Annotated in this window: 20 protein-coding genes and 1 riboswitch; of the genes, 3 read left to right on the forward strand and 17 right to left on the reverse strand. The window is 42.4% G+C overall.

The genetic code is table 11. The features are described 5' to 3' along the window. Positions 1-55: 55 nt before the first annotated feature. The 13 genes from sufB to MUG87_RS10500 form a co-directional block, all read right to left on the reverse strand. A complete protein-coding gene (gene sufB / locus MUG87_RS10440) occupies positions 56-1,453 on the reverse strand; it encodes a Fe-S cluster assembly protein SufB (protein ID WP_247081784.1) in 1,398 nt (465 codons plus the stop codon). 24 nt (positions 1,454-1,477) lie between these two features. Continuing rightward, complete coding sequence (gene sufU, locus MUG87_RS10445) at positions 1,478-1,912, reverse strand: Fe-S cluster assembly sulfur transfer protein SufU (RefSeq protein ID WP_247081786.1); 435 nt, start codon at positions 1,910-1,912, stop codon at positions 1,478-1,480. Beyond that, the gene (locus MUG87_RS10450; RefSeq protein ID WP_247081788.1) at positions 1,902-3,122 is read right to left on the reverse strand and encodes a cysteine desulfurase; all 1,221 of its coding nucleotides are present in this window, start codon (positions 3,120-3,122) and stop codon (positions 1,902-1,904) included. Before MUG87_RS10450 ends, sufU begins: the two co-directional genes overlap by 11 nt. After that, complete coding sequence (gene sufD / locus MUG87_RS10455) at positions 3,122-4,408, reverse strand: Fe-S cluster assembly protein SufD (protein ID WP_247081790.1); 1,287 nt, start codon at positions 4,406-4,408, stop codon at positions 3,122-3,124. The genes MUG87_RS10450 and sufD overlap by 1 nt, the downstream gene beginning before the upstream one ends. A 15-nt stretch (positions 4,409-4,423) precedes the next feature. After that, positions 4,424-5,206 carry a Fe-S cluster assembly ATPase SufC gene (gene sufC / locus MUG87_RS10460; protein WP_124564442.1) on the reverse strand — a complete coding sequence of 261 codons (783 nt, stop codon included), beginning with the start codon at positions 5,204-5,206 and terminating at the stop codon, positions 4,424-4,426. A gap of 303 nt (positions 5,207-5,509) precedes the next feature. Beyond that, positions 5,510-6,313, reverse strand: a complete 804-nt coding sequence (metQ, locus tag MUG87_RS10465; RefSeq protein ID WP_247081792.1) for a methionine ABC transporter substrate-binding lipoprotein MetQ — start codon at positions 6,311-6,313, stop codon at positions 5,510-5,512. 74 nt (positions 6,314-6,387) lie between these two features. Then, positions 6,388-7,053, reverse strand: coding sequence for a methionine ABC transporter permease (locus MUG87_RS10470; RefSeq protein WP_247081794.1), 666 nt, complete (start codon positions 7,051-7,053; stop codon positions 6,388-6,390). Beyond that, the gene (locus MUG87_RS10475; RefSeq protein ID WP_247081796.1) at positions 7,046-8,071 is read right to left on the reverse strand and encodes a methionine ABC transporter ATP-binding protein; all 1,026 of its coding nucleotides are present in this window, start codon (positions 8,069-8,071) and stop codon (positions 7,046-7,048) included. Before MUG87_RS10475 ends, MUG87_RS10470 begins: the two co-directional genes overlap by 8 nt. 141 nt (positions 8,072-8,212) lie before the next feature. Next, positions 8,213-8,322: riboswitch (SAM riboswitch) on the reverse strand. A 177-nt stretch (positions 8,323-8,499) separates the two neighbouring features. Next, positions 8,500-8,826, reverse strand: a complete 327-nt coding sequence (locus tag MUG87_RS10480; protein WP_247081805.1) for a hypothetical protein — start codon at positions 8,824-8,826, stop codon at positions 8,500-8,502. Between the two features lie 111 nt (positions 8,827-8,937). Then, positions 8,938-9,237 carry a thioredoxin family protein gene (locus tag MUG87_RS10485; RefSeq protein WP_247081807.1) on the reverse strand — a complete coding sequence of 100 codons (300 nt, stop codon included), beginning with the start codon at positions 9,235-9,237 and terminating at the stop codon, positions 8,938-8,940. A gap of 11 nt (positions 9,238-9,248) precedes the next feature. Continuing rightward, entirely contained in the window at positions 9,249-9,590 is a 342-nt protein-coding gene (locus MUG87_RS10490) for a toprim domain-containing protein (RefSeq protein WP_124564449.1), read from the reverse strand. A 361-nt stretch (positions 9,591-9,951) separates the two neighbouring features. After that, positions 9,952-10,335 (reverse strand): glycine cleavage system protein GcvH, encoded by a 384-nt coding sequence (gcvH, locus tag MUG87_RS10495; protein ID WP_247081809.1) that lies wholly within the window; start codon positions 10,333-10,335, stop codon positions 9,952-9,954. Positions 10,336-10,393: 58 nt separating this feature from the next. Beyond that, positions 10,394-10,750: an arsenate reductase family protein gene (locus MUG87_RS10500; protein ID WP_247081810.1), complete on the reverse strand. Its 357-nt coding sequence runs from the start codon at positions 10,748-10,750 to the stop codon at positions 10,394-10,396. A gap of 369 nt (positions 10,751-11,119) precedes the next feature. On the opposite strand from MUG87_RS10500, the gene MUG87_RS10505 reads away from it, so the two are divergent. Beyond that, entirely contained in the window at positions 11,120-12,757 is a 1,638-nt protein-coding gene (locus MUG87_RS10505; protein ID WP_247081812.1) for a M4 family metallopeptidase, read from the forward strand. A gap of 29 nt (positions 12,758-12,786) precedes the next feature. On the opposite strand, the gene MUG87_RS10510 is transcribed toward MUG87_RS10505, so the two are convergent. The 4 genes from MUG87_RS10510 to MUG87_RS10525 are packed head-to-tail and all read right to left on the reverse strand — an operon-like array spanning position 12,787 to position 16,175. After that, complete coding sequence (locus tag MUG87_RS10510; RefSeq protein ID WP_247081820.1) at positions 12,787-13,107, reverse strand: PTS lactose/cellobiose transporter subunit IIA; 321 nt, start codon at positions 13,105-13,107, stop codon at positions 12,787-12,789. Between the two features lie 12 nt (positions 13,108-13,119). Then, entirely contained in the window at positions 13,120-14,466 is a 1,347-nt protein-coding gene (locus MUG87_RS10515; RefSeq protein WP_247081822.1) for a PTS sugar transporter subunit IIC, read from the reverse strand. Positions 14,467-14,508: 42 nt separating this feature from the next. Further along, positions 14,509-14,814 carry a PTS sugar transporter subunit IIB gene (locus MUG87_RS10520; RefSeq protein WP_247081824.1) on the reverse strand — a complete coding sequence of 102 codons (306 nt, stop codon included), beginning with the start codon at positions 14,812-14,814 and terminating at the stop codon, positions 14,509-14,511. Between the two features lie 26 nt (positions 14,815-14,840). Then, positions 14,841-16,175, reverse strand: coding sequence for a 6-phospho-beta-glucosidase (locus MUG87_RS10525; protein ID WP_247081832.1), 1,335 nt, complete (start codon positions 16,173-16,175; stop codon positions 14,841-14,843). 268 nt (positions 16,176-16,443) lie between these two features. Between MUG87_RS10525 and MUG87_RS10530 the strand changes: the two genes are divergently transcribed. Further along, on the forward strand, positions 16,444-17,178 hold the full coding sequence (locus tag MUG87_RS10530) for a GntR family transcriptional regulator (protein WP_247081834.1): 735 nt from the start codon (positions 16,444-16,446) through the stop codon (positions 17,176-17,178). 14 nt (positions 17,179-17,192) lie between these two features. Continuing rightward, entirely contained in the window at positions 17,193-17,891 is a 699-nt protein-coding gene (gene chbG / locus MUG87_RS10535) for a chitin disaccharide deacetylase (protein WP_247081836.1), read from the forward strand. Positions 17,892-17,924: the final 33 nt, after the last annotated feature.

A 17,924-nucleotide genomic window follows, 5' to 3' on the forward strand; every position in this document is an offset into this window, starting at 1 on the left:
ATAGGCATTTTCTTTATTGTACAAAAAAACGCCCGCTATCGCAGGCGTTTTTTCATTAACCGATAGAACCTTCCATCTCAAACTTGATTAGACGGTTCATTTCAACCGCGTACTCCATCGGCAATTCACGTGTGAATGGCTCGATAAAGCCCATTACGATCATTTCTGTTGCTTCTTGCTCAGAAATACCGCGGCTCATGAGGTAGAACAATTGCTCTTCAGATACTTTAGACACTTTCGCTTCGTGTTCTAAAGAGATGTTGTCATTCATGATTTCATTATATGGAATTGTATCAGATGTAGATTCGTTATCCATCAGCAACGTATCACATTCAATGTTAGAGCGAGAGCCCTCTGCTTTACGACCGAATTGAACGATACCGCGGTATGTTACCTTACCGCCTTGTTTTGCGATTGATTTTGATACAATTGTGGAAGACGTGTTTGGTGCAAGGTGAATCATTTTCGCACCGGCATCCTGATGCTGACCTTTACCTGCAATTGCAATAGATAATGTCAAGCCGCGTGCGCCTTCCCCTTTTAGAATAACTGCCGGATATTTCATCGTTAACTTAGAACCGATGTTACCATCAATCCATTCCATTGTCGCATTCGCTTCGCATACTGTACGTTTCGTAACAAGGTTGTATACGTTATTCGCCCAGTTTTGAATTGTTGTATAACGGCAGTAGCCGCCTTTTTTCACGATGATTTCAACAACCGCACTGTGAAGAGAGTTTGTTGTATACACAGGAGCTGTACAGCCCTCTACGTAGTGAACATGTGCATCTTCATCAACGATAATAAGCGTACGCTCGAATTGTCCCATGTTTTCAGAGTTGATACGGAAGTACGCTTGTAGCGGCGTATCAACCTTAACACCTTTTGGTACGTAGATGAAAGAGCCTCCGGACCAAACAGCGGAATTCAGCGCTGCAAATTTGTTGTCTGTTGGCGGTACTACTTTACCAAAATGCTCACGGAAAATATCTTCGTTTTCTTTCAAAGCGCTGTCTGTATCTTTAAAGACAATGCCTAGCTCTTCTAGGTCTTCCTTCATGTTGTGGTACACAACCTCAGATTCATACTGTGCAGATACACCTGCCAAGTACTTTTGTTCTGCTTCCGGAATACCAAGCTTATCAAACGTTGCTTTGATTTCATCTGGTACTTCATCCCAAGAACGCTCAGACTTCTCCGAAGGCTTTACGTAATATGTGATTTCATCAAAGTTTAAGTCAGACAAGTCTCCGCCCCACTGCGGCATAGGAAGCTTGTAGAAATGATCCAAAGATTTCAAACGGAAATCAAGCATCCATTGCGGCTCACCCTTCATGCGGGAGATTTCTTCTACGATTTCCTTTGTCAAACCGCGTTTTGCACGGAAAATGGACACGTCCTTGTCCTTAAAGCCGTATTTATAATCGCCAATATCAGGCATTTGTTTCGCCATTTCGTTTTCCCTCCTTCTAAAGCATTACTGCTGTTCGTTCAAACCCTTTTCCATCGCTTTCCACGCCAGTGTCGCACACTTGATGCGCGCTGGAAACTTGGATACGCCCTGCAATGCTTCAATATCGCCTAAATCTACGCTGTCATCGTACTCTTTGCCCTGCATCATATCGGAGAAAATTTTGGCAAGCCTTAATGCTTCTTCAATTTTCTTACCTTTAATAGCCTGTGTCATCATGGAAGCGGAGGACATAGAGATGGAACAGCCTTCTCCTTCAAACTTTGTATCCTGGACAACGCCGTCTTCCACCTTCATCGTTAGCTGAATGCGGTCGCCGCATGTCGGATTGTTTAAGTTTACTGTCACGCTGTCATTTTCTAAAACGCCGCGATTGCGAGGTTTTTTATAATGATCCATGATTACCTGGCGATATAATGCATCTAGATTATTAGAAGACATTTGTGAAATACTCCTTTGTTTTGACTAGTGCTTCAACAAATGTGTCGACTTCGTCTTTGGTATTATAAATGTAAAAGCTCGCACGCGCCGTTGCCGAAGCCTTCAGCCAGCGCATAAGCGGCTGCGCGCAGTGGTGACCCGCACGAACTGCAATCCCTTCTACATCAAGCACTGTCGCCACATCGTGTGGATGCACATCATCAATATTAAACGTCACAAGACCAGCGCGATGCTTTGGTCCATAAATCGTAATGCCCTCAATTGTTGACATCCGTTCCATCGCATACTGCGCGAGCTCTTGCTCATGTCTTTCAATGTTATCCATGCCAATTTGTTCTAGGAAATCAATTGCCGCGCCCAAACCGATGGCACCACCGATAATCGGTGTACCCGCTTCAAACTTCCACGGCAATTCCTTCCATGTAGATTCATACAAATCCACAAAATCAATCATTTCACCGCCAAACTCAGCTGGCTCCATATTTTCTAGAATGTCTTTTTTACCATACATTACACCAACACCCGTAGGTCCGCACATTTTATGGCTGGAGAACACATAAAAGTCGCAGTCCAAATCTTGTACATCAACCTTCATATGCGGTGCACTTTGCGCACCATCCACTACCATAATTGCACCGTTTTTATGAGCGATTTGCGCTAGCTCCTTGATTGGGTTGATTGTTCCTAGTACGTTGGACACATACATAATGGAAACAATTTTCGTGCTTGGTGTAATCGTTTGTTCTGCATCAGCTAGAGAAATGGTGCCGTCTGGCTGAAGAGGAATATATTTTAATGTCGCACCCGTTTTCTTTGCGACTTGCTGCCAAGGAATAATATTGGCATGGTGCTCCATATGAGAGATGACGATTTCATCGCCCTCCTTTAGGTTATCCATACCGTAGCTACTGGCAATCATATTCAGCGCCGTTGTTGTACCGCGCGTAAATACAACTTCCTCAATTGAGCTCGCATTAATAAACTTGCGAACCTTTTCACGCGCACCTTCATACGCATCGGTCGCTTTCGTACCGAGCGTATGAACACCGCGGTGCACATTGGAGTTATAACCCTTATAGTATTGATCTAAAGCCTCAATCACTTGAATGGGCTTCTGAGATGTCGCAGCGTTATCCAAATATACAAGCTGTTTGCCGTTTACTTGCTGATGCAAAATCGGAAACTGTTTGCGTATTTCTTGAATATCCATTAGCGAACTTTCCTTTCAATAATCTCTACTAATTGCGCTTTAACTCCTTCAATTGGAAGTTCATTTACAACAGGTGCCAAGAAGCCGTGAATCACAAGACGCTCCGCTTCTCTTTTCGGAATACCGCGGCTCATCAAGTAATAAAGCTGTGTAGGATCTACGCGTCCAACAGAAGCAGCGTGACCTGCCATTACATCATCCTCATCAATTAAAAGAATCGGGTTCGCGTCACCGCGTGCTTTTTCATTCAGCATCAATACACGAGATGTTTGCTGTGCGTTGGATTTAGAAGCGCCGTGCTCGATTTTACCCACACCATTAAAAATAGATGTTGCGCTGTCTTTTTGTACGCCGTGCTTTAAGATAAAGCCTTCGGAGTGCTTACCGAAGTGAACAACCTTTGTTGTGAAGTTTTGTGTTTGCTCACCGCGTCCGATTGTTACTGTTTTTGTATCTGCAAAAGAACCGTCACCAATCAGGTTCGTAATGTTTTCAGAGATTGTATTTCCTTCGTTCATCAAGCCAAGCGCCCATTCTACACGTGCGTCACGGCCGATGAAACCACGGCGGTTCACATATGTTGTCATGCCTTTTGCCAGCAAGTCAACCGCACCAAATTTAACCTGTGCACCCGGCTCTAGGATAACTTCTGCTATGATGTTAGCAATACCGGACGCATTTTCATCCGCTACATAGTTTTCCACGTAGGTAAAGGAGCTGTTTGCATCTCCTACCACCAATACGTGGTTGTACGCGTTCACTTCGCCGTCCATTACATAGATTGCTTGCAAAGGCGTTTCCAATACAACGTTTTTCGGTACGTATACAAATGCACCGCCGTTGATAAGTGCTGCATGAAGTGCAGTCAGACGATGCTCGTCAACTTTTACGCCATCTTTCATCAAGTACTTTTGTAAAAGGTCTGCATGCTCGCTTGCAGCTGTAATGATGTCTGTAAAAATAACACCTTTGTCCTGTGCTTCTTGTGAAAGCTCTGTGTATGCGCGTGTACCGCTGCGCTGTACAAGAACATTCTTAGTTTCTTCCGTTAACAGCTTTTGAATGCTTTCCGGAAGCTCTTCTAGGGAGCGAACAGGCTCTTGCGTCGCCGTGCGACCTGTACCAACAAAATCCCACTTGTCAATTTTTGTTTTGTCAGGAGTCGGCATTGGCAGCGTCTCAGCTTGCGCAAGTGCTTGTAAGCGGAATTCTGTCAACCATGCCGCTTCATTGCCGGCCAATTGACGAATGTAATCTTGGTCGAATGGTAGTGTACCGATTGTCATTTATATCCCCCTCGCTTACGCTTCTTGCTCTGCTTCGTCTTCGATGCCCAATTCTTTTTTAATCCAATCGTATCCTTCCGCTTCTAGGCGTTGCGCCAACTCAGGACCACCGGATTTCACAACACGACCATTCATCATTACGTGTACATAGTCAGGTGTGATATAGTTAAGCAGGCGTTGGTAGTGTGTGATGATTAAGCAGCCGAACTCTTCGCCGCGCATTTCATTTACACCTTTAGAAACAACTTTCAACGCATCGATATCCAAACCGGAATCAATTTCATCAAGAATAGCAATCTTCGGTTGAATCATCATCATTTGTAAAATTTCGTTACGCTTCTTCTCACCGCCGGAGAAGCCTTCGTTCAAATAACGCTGTGCCATTTCCGGATTCATTTCTAGGTATTCCATGTTTTTATCAAGCGTGCGGATAAACTTCATTAAAGAAATTTCATCGCCTTCCTCACGGCGTGCATTCATTGCAGAGCGCAGGAAGTCCGCATTTGTTACCCCGCTAATTTCGCTTGGATATTGCATTGCTAGGAACAGACCTGCGCGCGCGCGCTCATCTACTTCCATTTCTAATACATCTTCACCATCAAGCGTGATGCTTCCAGATGTTACTTCATATTTAGGATGACCCATGATCGCAGAAGATAATGTGGATTTACCTGTTCCGTTCGGTCCCATGATTGCATGGATTTCGCCGCCCTTTACTTCCAGGTTAACTCCTTTTAAAATCTCTTTGTCGTCGATGGATACATGTAAGTCCTTGATTACTAAAGTAGAACCAGCCATTCTTATACCTCCAGTTTTCTCTATATAAATTTGAATTTCTCCTGAAAACTTATCATTCTCATTTTATTCTCATTCTTATTTTATATCAAATAAAATGATATATCAAACAGCTTTAAAATGTAACAATTTTTTCACATCTACTATCTTTTGCATTTGTTGTTATTTATAAGCAGAGAAAACTTCTTCTTTATCAATTCAGTCACTTTCGGCGAGAATTCGGCTACTCTTGGCAACAATTCGCCACTTTCTACAACAGACGTGCAATAAAGACAAAAAGAGGCGGACAATGCCACCTCTTTTTGATTATTCGCTTACAGGTACAACCGCACCTTTATATTCTTTCTTAATGTAATCTTGAATCTCTTTAGAATGTAGTACTTCTACCAGCTCTTTGATACCTTTTTTGTCTTTGTCACCTTCACGTACTGCGATGATGTTTACATAAGGAGACTCAGAGCCTTCTAACGCGATTGCATCTTTTTGTGGGTTTAAGCCTGCATCAATTGCATAGTTTGTGTTAATAAGAACAATGTCGCCTTCTTTGTTTTCATACACTTTTGGAAGTAACCCTGCTTCTACATCTGTTTTAAACTTTAAGTTCTTTTTATTTTCTGCGATGTCTTTTACAGTTGCTTTTGTTTTATCAACACCGTCTTTGATTTTAATCAACCCTTCTTCTTGCAGTAGAGACAATGCACGACCATGGTCGGCAACAGAGCTGCTCATAATAACCTCTGCGTTCTCAGGTAGATCCTTTAAGTTTTTATATTTTTTAGAGTAAATACCGATTGGCTCAATGTGAATTTTTCCTGCTACTTCAAATTTGTAGCCTTTTTCCTTCATTTGTTGCTCTAAGTAAGGAATGTGCTGGAAGTAGTTTGCATCAATCTCTTTATCAGCTAGTGCTTTGTTTGGCAAAATGTAGTCTTGGAATTTCTTGATTTCAAGATCAACACCCTTTTCTTCAAGAATCGGCTTTGCTTTCTCCAAAATTTCCGCATGCGGTACGTTAGATGCGCCGATTACCAGTTTATCTTCTTTTCCTCCGCAAGCAGCAAGTGAAAACGCGAATACAGCAGTAAAAGCTGTGAATAGTACTTTTTTCATGTCTCTTTATCTCCTTTTTAAAAATTTTGAATTTTGTTTTTATAAGAAACTTCGGTGCAGAGCACCAAAGTATTCTATCGCTTGTCAAGGCGGGCTGTAATACGATCGCCAATGAATTGCAAAATAAACACAATAACCAAAATCAGCACCGTGGCAACTAGGGTCACATCATTGTTCGAACGCTGAAAGCCTTCTAAATATGCTAAGTTGCCAAGTCCTCCTGCTCCTACTACACCGGCCATGGCTGTATAGCCAACAAGCGCAATTGTTGTAACGGTAATACCAGATACAAGTGCGGGCATAGATTCTGGAATCAATACTTTAAAGATAATTGTGCTTGTGCTTGCTCCCATCGCTCTTGATGCCTCAATCACACCTTTATCAATCTCACGAAGTGCGATTTCCACCATGCGACCATAAAATGGTGCAGATCCGATGATTAAAGCAGGGAGCGCAGCATCGGCACCCAAAATTGTGCCAATAACCACCTTAGTAAATGGCAGCAGCAAAATAATTAAAATAATAAATGGAATGGAACGAAAAATGTTGATAAACGCACCGATAATTGTGTTTAACGGCTTGTTTTCCCAAAGATTTCCCTTGCCCGTCATAAACAGCAGCAGACCTAGCACAAGGCCGAGAATAAAGGTTGCCACAGCCGCTATGATTGTCATATATAACGTTTCCCAAGAAGCAAGGGCCATTTCCGCCCAATCTACATTTGGAAATAACTTATCCATTTGTAATTACCTCCATATCTACACGTCTTTCCTTCATGAAGGCAATTGCCTTATCAATCTCCTCCTGCGCACCATTCAGTTGTACAACTAAATTGCCGTAGGAGCCGTTTGACATTTGTGAGATTTTCCCTTGCAAAATGTTCACTTCTAAATTATTGTTGCGAATCATCTCATACAAGAATGGCTGCTCGATCGACTCCCCTGTAAACTTCAGACGAACAATCCGGCCGCCAGGATGCTTCTCTGTTAGATGCTCAATTGCTTCTGTCGTATCGGCAACATCTGTTACTTGCTTGACAAAGCGCTTGGTGATTTCTTGCTGTGGATTGCGGAACACTTCAAGAACTTCGCCCATCTCAACAATACGTCCCTGTTCCATCACTGCGACGCGACCGCAAATCTTTTGGATAACGTGCATCTCATGCGTGATTAAAACAATGGTTAGTCCTAAACGTTTATTAATGTCCAAAAGCAAATCCAGAATTTGATCTGTTGTTTCCGGATCTAGTGCCGAAGTTGCTTCATCGCAAAGCAATACTTTTGGGTTATTGGCAAGAGCGCGTGCAATTCCCACTCGTTGCTTTTGTCCGCCGCTCAATTGTGACGGATAGGCATTCTCTCTACCTTCTAGACCAACAAGACGAATAAGTTCATCAACACGCTTTTGACGCTCCTCTTTAGCAACACCTGCAATTTCTAATGGAAATGCAATGTTTTCACGAACGGTGCGAGACCATAATAGGTTAAAGTGCTGAAAAATCATTCCAATTTCCTGACGCGCCTCGCGCAACTCTTTTCCTGTAATTGCAGAAATCACACGATTGCCAATTGAAATGCGTCCTGCTGTTGGCTTCTCAAGCTGATTCAGCATACGAATTAAGGAACTCTTACCGGCACCACTGTACCCAATAATTCCGAAGATTTCACCGCTTTTAATCGTAAAACTCGCATCCTGCACAGCTGTTACATTGCCATGCTTGGCACGATATATTTTTTGTACCTGTTCAAGTACGATCATGTCTTCACCCCATTTTCTTTATACGTCTATAATCTGCCCCGAAACGTCCTGCTTACAGCTGGCTTTTGGTGACCTGTTTACATGAAAAAAACCTTTCCGCGCGTGAGCAGAAAGGTTTTGAGCATTCGTCAATAAGCCTTTCTCTCATCTCTCAAAGCATACGCTTTGCAGGAATTGGCACCATTTCAACACGATTGTTGACGGTTGCCGGGCTTCACAGGGCTCAGTCCCTCCACCTCTCTTGATAAGAGAAATCGGACATAGTCATCCGATTTATTGTATGAAAATAATATTGTTTCATAACATGTTTTGAATTCTATCAATGTCTGATTATATTGTCAATAGGAAAATAGTTATTTTTTCTGATTTTTTTATTTTTACTAATTATTAGCAATATATATAGAAAAATCCGGCGCTACGGCCGGATTTTATGCTGCGGGACGATACAGATAAAAGAGTGATTCAAGCAGTAATAATGTACGATATGCCCCTTGATACCTTGCTCCTTTCATTCTTACGAGCATCTGCAGACGCATACCCGTTGTAAGCGATCGTAAATCATCTTCATGTACAAATTGGAGACAATCTCTCACATCGGATGCTTCTGAAATATGCAGCCCTGTCTTAGAAATATGCAACGTACAAGCTTCGTTTCCCATATCAACACGCACCTTAATTTCCTGAATCGGTAACAAAGGTCCTACATAATCCTGTGCATTGACATATTCAATAAATGACAACAATCGCTCCTTCACTCGAATCACTCCCGCACGATTTTTTAATACTTATTCCCTATTCGTGCAGCTTGTTCCTTGTCTAACCACTCGACAAATTCCCTTGTATTTCCCAAGAAATATGTCGAGCTGTCATTTTAGCTCATGATATAAATAATCCACTGAGCGAAACGCATAAATTTGCTTGTACACTTTTCCTTCATGTAGCACCAATAAGCAAGGTACGCTTTCGATTTCGTATGTACGCGCCAAAACTGGCGCATAATTGAGATCTACCATGCCAATTTCTAAACTAGGCAAAGCCGCTTCCACAACCGTCAGCATTTTTTTCGCAAGCTGACATGTTCCGCAAAGCGGCGTATGCGCATATAACACTGTCTTACTCGGCTCGTTTGCCCGTTTCATTGCTTCTTGTTCCGTCCACTCTATCATGCTATCCATCCTTACAAATACTCGGTGTAAATATCAATGTCCGCTCCTAACAGAACACTGGCAAGATGCTGCACAGGCGCTGTCGCCACCTCACGATACGAGCGGTCAATATACAGATGCTCCGCATGTGGAAATTCACGTTTAAATTGCTTGCGAAGCTTTTCCCCGGCTTCATCGGCATCGACAAGGACGTACACTTCTTTATCAAAAAACTGTTCAATCATATCATCTAGCTTAGACAAACTGATGGTGCCGTTGGTGCACACAATTTCTACAGGCTCTTTAATAAGTGTCGCAATCTTTTTCTTATCTGATTTCCCTTCCACAATTATCACTTTTTCCACTTCTATCACTCGGCATCACCTGACTCATTTGGACTATGATACAACTTTAGTATATAGTATATTCTGTACTTTCGTCTTGTTTCCTGTCTGTTGTGGAATGCGACACTTTTCTGTAGCTTTCCCGCTTTCATATAAAAACAAATATCCACTTTTTGTGCGAAAAATAGGCATTCTTTATGCAAGTTGTGCTTATTCCGGTCAGTTTCATGCTTATTCCGGTCAGTTTCATGCTTATTCCGGTCAGTTTCATGCTTATTCCGGTCAGTTTCATGCTTATTCCGGTCAGTTTCATGCTTATTCCGGTCAGTTTCATGCTTATTCCGGTCAGTTTAAAAAGGCCCTTACCGCGATGCGGTAGGGCCTGTAGGCGTTAGCCTTGGTTTGTCATTTCTTCGTATTGCTCTGCATTCATCAAGCTTTCTACTTCACTCATGTCGGATACTTCTAGCACGATCATCCAAGCGTCTCCATACGGTGATTCATTTACAAGCTCAGGACTATCTCCAAGCGCATCGTTTACCTGTACTACTTTGCCGCTTACAGGTGCATACAGCTCAGATACCGTTTTAACTGATTCAACGCTGCCGAACGGCTCGTTTACTTTTACTTCCGCCCCAACTTCTGGAAGCTCTACGAATACAATATCGCCAAGCTCGTGTTGTGCAAAATCAGTAATACCAACAATTACCTTACCGTCTTCAACTTTAACCCACTCGTGTTCTTCTGAATAGCGTAATTCTTTAGGAATGCTCATGTAAGTCCCCTCCATGTGAGTGTTATTATTATGTAAATACCAAATCGGTATTTCTCCCTTATAACCACATTTTCTCGAATTGCTCTTCGTTAAAGCCAACAGTTACTTTTTCACCATTAGACACAATCGGTCGCTTAATTAGCATACCGTCAGAAGCCAAAAGAGCGAGCATCTCATCTTCGCTCATATCCTTTAAACGGTCCTTTAGTCCAAGCTCGCGATATTTCATACCGCTTGTATTGAAAAACTTCTTCAGCTCTAAGCCGCTTGTTGCGTACAGCATCGCAAGTGTTTCTTTCGTTGGTGGATTCTCTACCAGATGAATTACTTCATACGCAACACCCTTTTCATCCAACCATTTCTTTGCTTTTTGACATGTTCCGCATTTGGGATATGTATAAAATGTTACTGTCATCTCTTCACCCATTTCTTCTTTATGCCCTATTTTAACACAGAGCTATACATTTTTCATATCCTACATCCAAACTTTATATACATTCGTCACACTCTTCATGTATCCTGCAAAAATTATATTTTCCATACAGCTAATAGCTATAACTGTGAAAACCAACATAAAAAAAACACATTATTATGATTCTTGTTTTTTTTCGATGATTTTCGTTACATTCTTTTAAAAAGATACAAGCTTTGATTACTTGTCACTTTCTTCCCCCTCAAATATATCAGTATTTGTAAAAAACACAAGAATTCTTTTTATGTTCATTTGTTCTCTCTCGTTATACGATGTGTGTGCTAGATATTACATATTAAAGGGGGCATTTCAATGAAAAAGAAACATTTGTGCTTCACCTTAACAATGGGACTGGCCTTAAGTGCGCTAGGTTCCGGTGTCAGTGCTGCAAATTCCCCATCCTATCTCGCACCGAATGTATTGTCTGTTAAAAAGTTCAATGAAGCAGTTGGTTCACCTGAGTTTGTATCCGGACAACTTTCATCTCCTTCCACAAAAAAGCCGGAACGCATTATTATGGATTACTTCAACCAGAAAAAAGCTAATTACAATATCAGTGATTCCGCAGAGAACTCCTTCAAAATCATTCGCTCCGAGACCGATCAAACAAATACAACAATTCTTTACCTACAACAAATGTTTAACGGCTTGCCCGTTTGGGGCTCAACACAAGTCGCGCACGTAAACAGCAAAGGTGTACTCACGGTGGTAGCCGGAACAGTTGCTGGTAATCTTCATCAGAAAGAAACGTTAAAACTAACAAGCAAAGGAGTTAGCCCTACTAAGGCAATTGCTACGGCCGAAAAAGACCTTGGGCTAAAGCCCGAATACGAAAGCAAACCGACAGCAGCACTTGTTATATATACAAATGGCGAAGAGGCTGTATATGCATATCATGTTAACCTGCATTTTTTACATCCAGAGCCTGGTAATTATGACTACTTTGTAGACGCAAGTACTGGAAAGATATTAAACAAATTCAATAAGATTCACCACGTTACAGGTACAAACGTAACAGGAACAGGAACCAGCTTGCTTGGCATCACAAGAACTTTAAATATGACACAGTCCGGTTCCTCTTACTATCTGCAAGATAACACAAGAGGGCAAGGTGTATTCACATACGATGCCAAAAACCGAACACGCCTCCCAGGTACGTTATGGACCGACGCCGATGCAATCCTAAATGCCACCTATGACCGGGCAGCAGTAGATGCGCATTATTACGCTGGTAAAGTGTATGATTACTATAAAAGTGTCTTCAATCGCAACTCTTATGATAACAAAGGAGCTGCTTTACTCTCTACTGTTCATTATGGAAGAAATTACAACAATGCTTTTTGGGATGGACAACGTATGGTGTATGGCGATGGTGATGGGACAACGTTCATTCCACTTTCCGGCGCACTTGATGTTATCGCGCACGAATTGACGCATGCTGTAACAGAAAAGTCATCCAACCTAATCTATCAAAACGAGTCAGGTGCCTTGAACGAAGCACTATCTGATATTTTCGGAACGCTCGTAGAGTATTACGATAACAATAATCCAGATTATGAAATCGGCGAGGATGTATACACACCAAAAACACAAGGAGACGCTTTACGCTCTATGAGCAACCCGGCGAAGTACGGAGATCCTGATCACTACTCTAAGCGTTATACGGGCACACAAGATAATGGCGGTGTCCATATCAATAGCGGTATTATCAATAAAGCTGCTTACCTGCTAGCAGAAGGTGGCACACATTATAGTGTGAGGGTATCAGGCATTGGTCGTGAAAAGATGGGTGCAATTTTCTATCGCGCCAACACCGCATACTTCACGTCATCTACAAACTTCAGCCAAGCGCGCGCTTCTGTTGTGCAAGCGGCAGCTGATTTGTATGGCGCAAGCTCAGCAGAAGTCTCTTCTGTGAAACAAGCCTTTGATGCCGTTGGTATTCAATAGCACAAAAACAGGCCGAAACCGGCCTGTTTTTATTTCTCCATTTTCTCATGCAAATAAATAATCTCTTCTGTCAGCTCTTTCACGGTAATGGCATTCATGAGATGATCTTGTGCGTGAATCAATAGCACAGAAAGCTCTGTTTTTTCTCCCCTCGCCTCAGCTTGAATCAAAGAAGTTTGTGCATGATGCGCTTCTTTGAGCTCTCTTTTCGCTTCTTCAAGCTTGGTACGCGCCTCTGTAAATGCACCCTGGCGTGCCAATTGCATTGCTTCCATCGCATAGCTTCTCGCATTGCCGCTATACAGAATAAGTTGAAATGCGGCTTGCTGCGTTGTATTAAGTTCTGTCACCTGCAAATCCTCCTATGCTGTAAAGTTTGTACCGTTCACTTGCGTTTCTTGTACTTTTTTTGCGTCAAGGCGCTCTTGCATCATAACGAACGGTAAGTAAATGACAACAGAAATTACTAAATTGATAGCAGCCATTACCGCTCCCGACACATGTCCTCCTGTTGCTAAGTAACCACCTAGAATAGGAGGTGTTACCCAAGGAATGTTTGTTACGACTGGATGCACAAGACCCCAGTCAATTGCCAAATAAGATGTAACCGTCAATACCATAGGTGTCGCTACAAATGGAATGAGCCAGATAGGGTTTAATACAATTGGTAGACCGAAAATCACGGGTTCATTGATTTGGAACAAACCAGGAGGCGTTCCAAGTGCTACGATTTGCCTGCGTTTTTTAGATGCGATAAACAAAGCGATCAATAAACCAATTGTCGCTCCTGATCCACCAAGGAATACAAATGCATCAAAGTAAGGGCCTGCCATGATAGCATATTTATCAAGATCCTTCACACCTTGAGCTGCTAAATCAATATTTTTATTACCTAGCTGCGTAAATAATGGTGTGGTAATGCCGCCTAGGATATTGGTTCCGTGTAAACCAAGCATCCAGAAGCCATGAATCAAAAAGGCAAGCAACAACGCAAATGGCAGTGAATCAGCTGCATTCGTCAGCGGTGCAACCAATACTTTGTTCAACCAGTCGTTTACGTATTGTCCGTTTGTTGCGATACGGAATAGTACACCGAACAGACCAAATAGGAAAATCGTCATCATCCCTGGTAACAGCTTAGCGAATGCCCGTGATACTGCTGGAGGAACACCGTCCGGTAATTTAATCACTAAATATTTCACTTTTGCTAGTCGTACAAAAATCTCTGTTGCGATGATAGCAACTATAATACCTGTAAATAAAGCTGTTGAGTTTAAGTATGACCATTGTACCAAGCCCCAAGCGTCACCAGAAACTGGCTTCTCATCAATTGTTAATGTGACTTTCGCGATTTGCGGCACAAGAACAAAATAAGTAGCAAGCGAAATGAGCATGGCTTCAAAGCCATCATCACCGTAAGAACGCGCCAGTTTATAAGAAATTCCGATAACTGCAAACACTGTCATAAACGCGAATGTGCCCCACCAAATATCGCCGCCGAGCGTTTTCCAGTTTTCACCGAAAACAGTTAACATCAACTTATCATAACCAGGTATTGCGCCGCCTAAGTTGTTGAACAATACGGCAAAGGAACCAATCATCGTAATGGCAATCATCCCAATTAGTGCATCACGAATTGCTAACAAATGACGGTTGTTGCCCAGTTTTACAGCTGCCGGCATAATATATTTTTCAATAAATCCCATCATTCCCTTTCCCCCTCTTCTGTTTTGCGTGCTCTCCCATTCCTCTTATGAATTGCACAATGCTACAGCAGCCTCCAATACAGCTTCACCATTCATTAAGCCGTAATGCATCGTGTTGATAACATCAACCGCTACCCCTTTTTCTGCGCCGAGTTTTTGCATAGCTCCTAGCAAGTAGCGTACTTGTGGACCTAACAAAAGAACGTCAGCCTCTTCTATATGTTCTCTAGCTGCATCACCTGAAACAGCCCAAATTTTCGCTGCAATCCCTTTATTACGAGCAGCCTCCTCCATCTTCGTAACAAGCAAGCTCGTTGACATACCTGCAGAACACACCAACAAAATATTCACGAATTTTCCTCCCTACTTATCTAGCATTATCTGTTTTGTACATAGGCGCGACTATGCTGAAATTGCGGTAAATACTCCTTATGCGCCTCCAGCAATTCATCCAGCATTAATTTGGCTTTTTTATCACTTGTCACCAATGGATTCATTACCATTGCTTTGTAGGCCTTTAAGTAATCTCCTGTAACAGCCGCTTCAATCACAAGTTCTTCAAACGCTTTCATGTTTTGAATCATACCTCGAACCGAGAGCGGCAACCTTCCGACCGCGATGGGCTTAGGACCATGTTTAGTTATAATTGCATTTACTTCCACCACCGCATCTGCAGGTAAATCCGCAATCGCTCCGTTATTTTGCACATTGACCGTTTGCACATCACCTGTATTGTTATAAATGCTGTTCATGAGATTACATGCTGCGTCGCTATAATATGCACCCCCTCTCTGTTCTAGCTCCTTCGGCTTCTCTTGCAGTTCTACAGCTTTGTATTTATGAAAAAGCTCTTTTTCTACTTTCTGCACAACCTCTGCCCGCGTCCCATTTTCACGGAAGGCTCTTATATCTTTCTCTAGCACCTCGTCTCTTTGGAAATAATATTGGTGATATGGATTTGGCAACATCTCAAGAGACTCTATAAATTCCTTGGTCCAGCCAAGCGAAACGATATTGGCCGGTGAATAATCCATTTCCTTCGCCAGCAATTTGTTGAGTACCTCCTTGGTTCGGTCCTCGCCTCGAACAAATACACGCTTGCCGAACACAAAGTGGTTCAGACCAATGAATTCAATTTCCACATCACGTGCATCGCAGCTTAAAATTTCCGCTACCCCGGTTCTCATGTTGAATGGAATGTTACATACACCAATGACACGCTTGTGTTTACTATGCTTTAACAAGGCTTCTGTCACGATTCCCGCTGGATTAGTAAAGTTAATCAACCATGCATTCGGACAAACGTCTTGTATATCCGCACAAATATCCAAAAGTACAGGAATTGTACGAAGCGCTTTAAACACGCCACCAGGACCATTGGTTTCTTGCCCGATTACACCGTGACTAAGCGGAATGCGTTCATCCTTTTCCCGTGCGGCAAGACCACCAACGCGGATTTGCGTAGAAACAAAATCCGCATCTAGAAGTGCTTCTCTTCGATCTAGTGTCCACGATAAACGAATAGGAACGCCGGCTTTATGGATCATACGTTGTGCCAATGCAGCTACAATTTCCAACTTTTCTTGTCCTGCCGGGATATCAACAAGTACTAAGTCCGTAACCGGAAAGGTGCGATGACGCTGAATGAAGCCCTCGACAATTTCCGGTGTGTAGCTTGAGCCGCCTCCAATGATGACTACTTTGAGCTTCATACCAAGACCCCTTTCTTTTTGTAAGCGATTACTTAAACAAAATGTATCATACAAATTTTTGTTTGTCTATATATATTTGTAATAACAATTAATTCGTATTGACTTTCTTTTATTCTTAATTTGTTGTTACAAATTTCAATTTGTTTGTGGTAAAATGAAGAATGATGATACAATGTAACAATATGGAAGAAAATGAGATGTAGTCGCTGTAACACGGTACTTCATTTCAAACGTAAAGGTGATTCAGGAAAGGGTTGGATTAAAGGAGATGATTCATTTGAAGGATATAGAGGAAGGCAAAGCGTTGCATTCAAAAGTAAAGGACGCAATCATTCACCTAATTAAAAAAGGAGAATACGCACCTCATACACAATTACCAACAGAAGCGGAATTTTGTGATACATTCAATGTTAGCAGAACAACTGTCCGTACCGCCTTGCAGCAGCTGACGGTAGAGGGGTACGTATACCGTGTGCAGGGACGTGGTACATTTGTATCTGAGAATAAAATTAAACAAACATTAACCGCCACATCCGGCGATTTTAACCAACAAGTCTCCCTGCAGGGGCGCAGTCCATCCATTCACGTTCTTAGTTTAGAAGTAATACCGGCAGATTCTGTTCTTGAAAAGCACCTTTATATAAAGGAAGGTGATCCTGTTAACAAGCTTGAGCGCGTTCGTTACGCCGATGGCACCCCTTTACAATATGAAATTGCCTATTTGCCTTGGCATAAAACGCCGGGTCTAAATCAAGCAGAATGCGAAAAATCATTATATAAATTGCTTGATACACAGTTTGGCTTAAAAATAAAGCGTACCGTGGAACATATGGAACTCTTCATGGCGGACGAGGATATCGCTGAAAAACTTGATATACCGGTCGATGCACCTTGTTTTTACATTGAGACCTTTGCTTATTTGGAGGATGAATCTATTATTGAATACTCTAAAACGTTTTTTAGAGGAGACAAAGCGAATTTCGTAATTGAACGAACATACTAGGGGGAGGAAACACAGTGATTCAAGTATTGGTAAACGCAGATGATTTTGGGCTCACACGCGGTGTAAACCATGCCATTATAGATTGCTACCGCTATGGGCTGGTCAATTCTACTACTATGCTGGTCAACATGCCTGCTGCCTCACATGCCGCCGAGCTGGCAAAAGCGAATCCTGGTCTTCGTGTTGGCATTCATCTAACACTTACATGCGGAAAGCCTGTTTCTGATGCGCCATCATTGACTAAAGCAGACGGTACATTTCGCCTTTCTAATCGCTACGGGGACGAAACGGTGGATGTGATTGCTGCTGAACAAGAATGGGAGGCACAAATTCACAAGTTTCTTTCTTACGGATTAGAACCATCTCATTTGGATAGTCACCATCATATTCACTGCTGGGAGCCGCTTTTTCCTGTTATTCAGCGCCTATCCCAAAAATACGGTCTACCGGTTCGCAACGGCTTTTCTCCAGAAAAAGCAATCAATCGGCTGTCAGACGAACTCCGTACCGATTTTTACGGCGACGGCGTAACACTTGATTATTTCAACAAGCTTGAGAGTACAACAGGTTCTGTCATTGAGATCATGTGCCATCCAGCATATGTAGACGCCGAATTGCGCCGCCTCTCCTCTTACTGTGATAAACGGGCGGACGAAGCAAAGGTTTTAATCAATAGCTCATTGCCATCTGGATTTGTATTGCTAGGACGATAATGTAAAAGCCCCCTCGGCTGAGGGGGCTTTGTT

Origin of the sequence: Ectobacillus sp. JY-23 (assembly GCF_023022965.1) — a bacterium.
Classification (GTDB): domain Bacteria; phylum Bacillota; class Bacilli; order Bacillales; family Bacillaceae_G; genus Ectobacillus.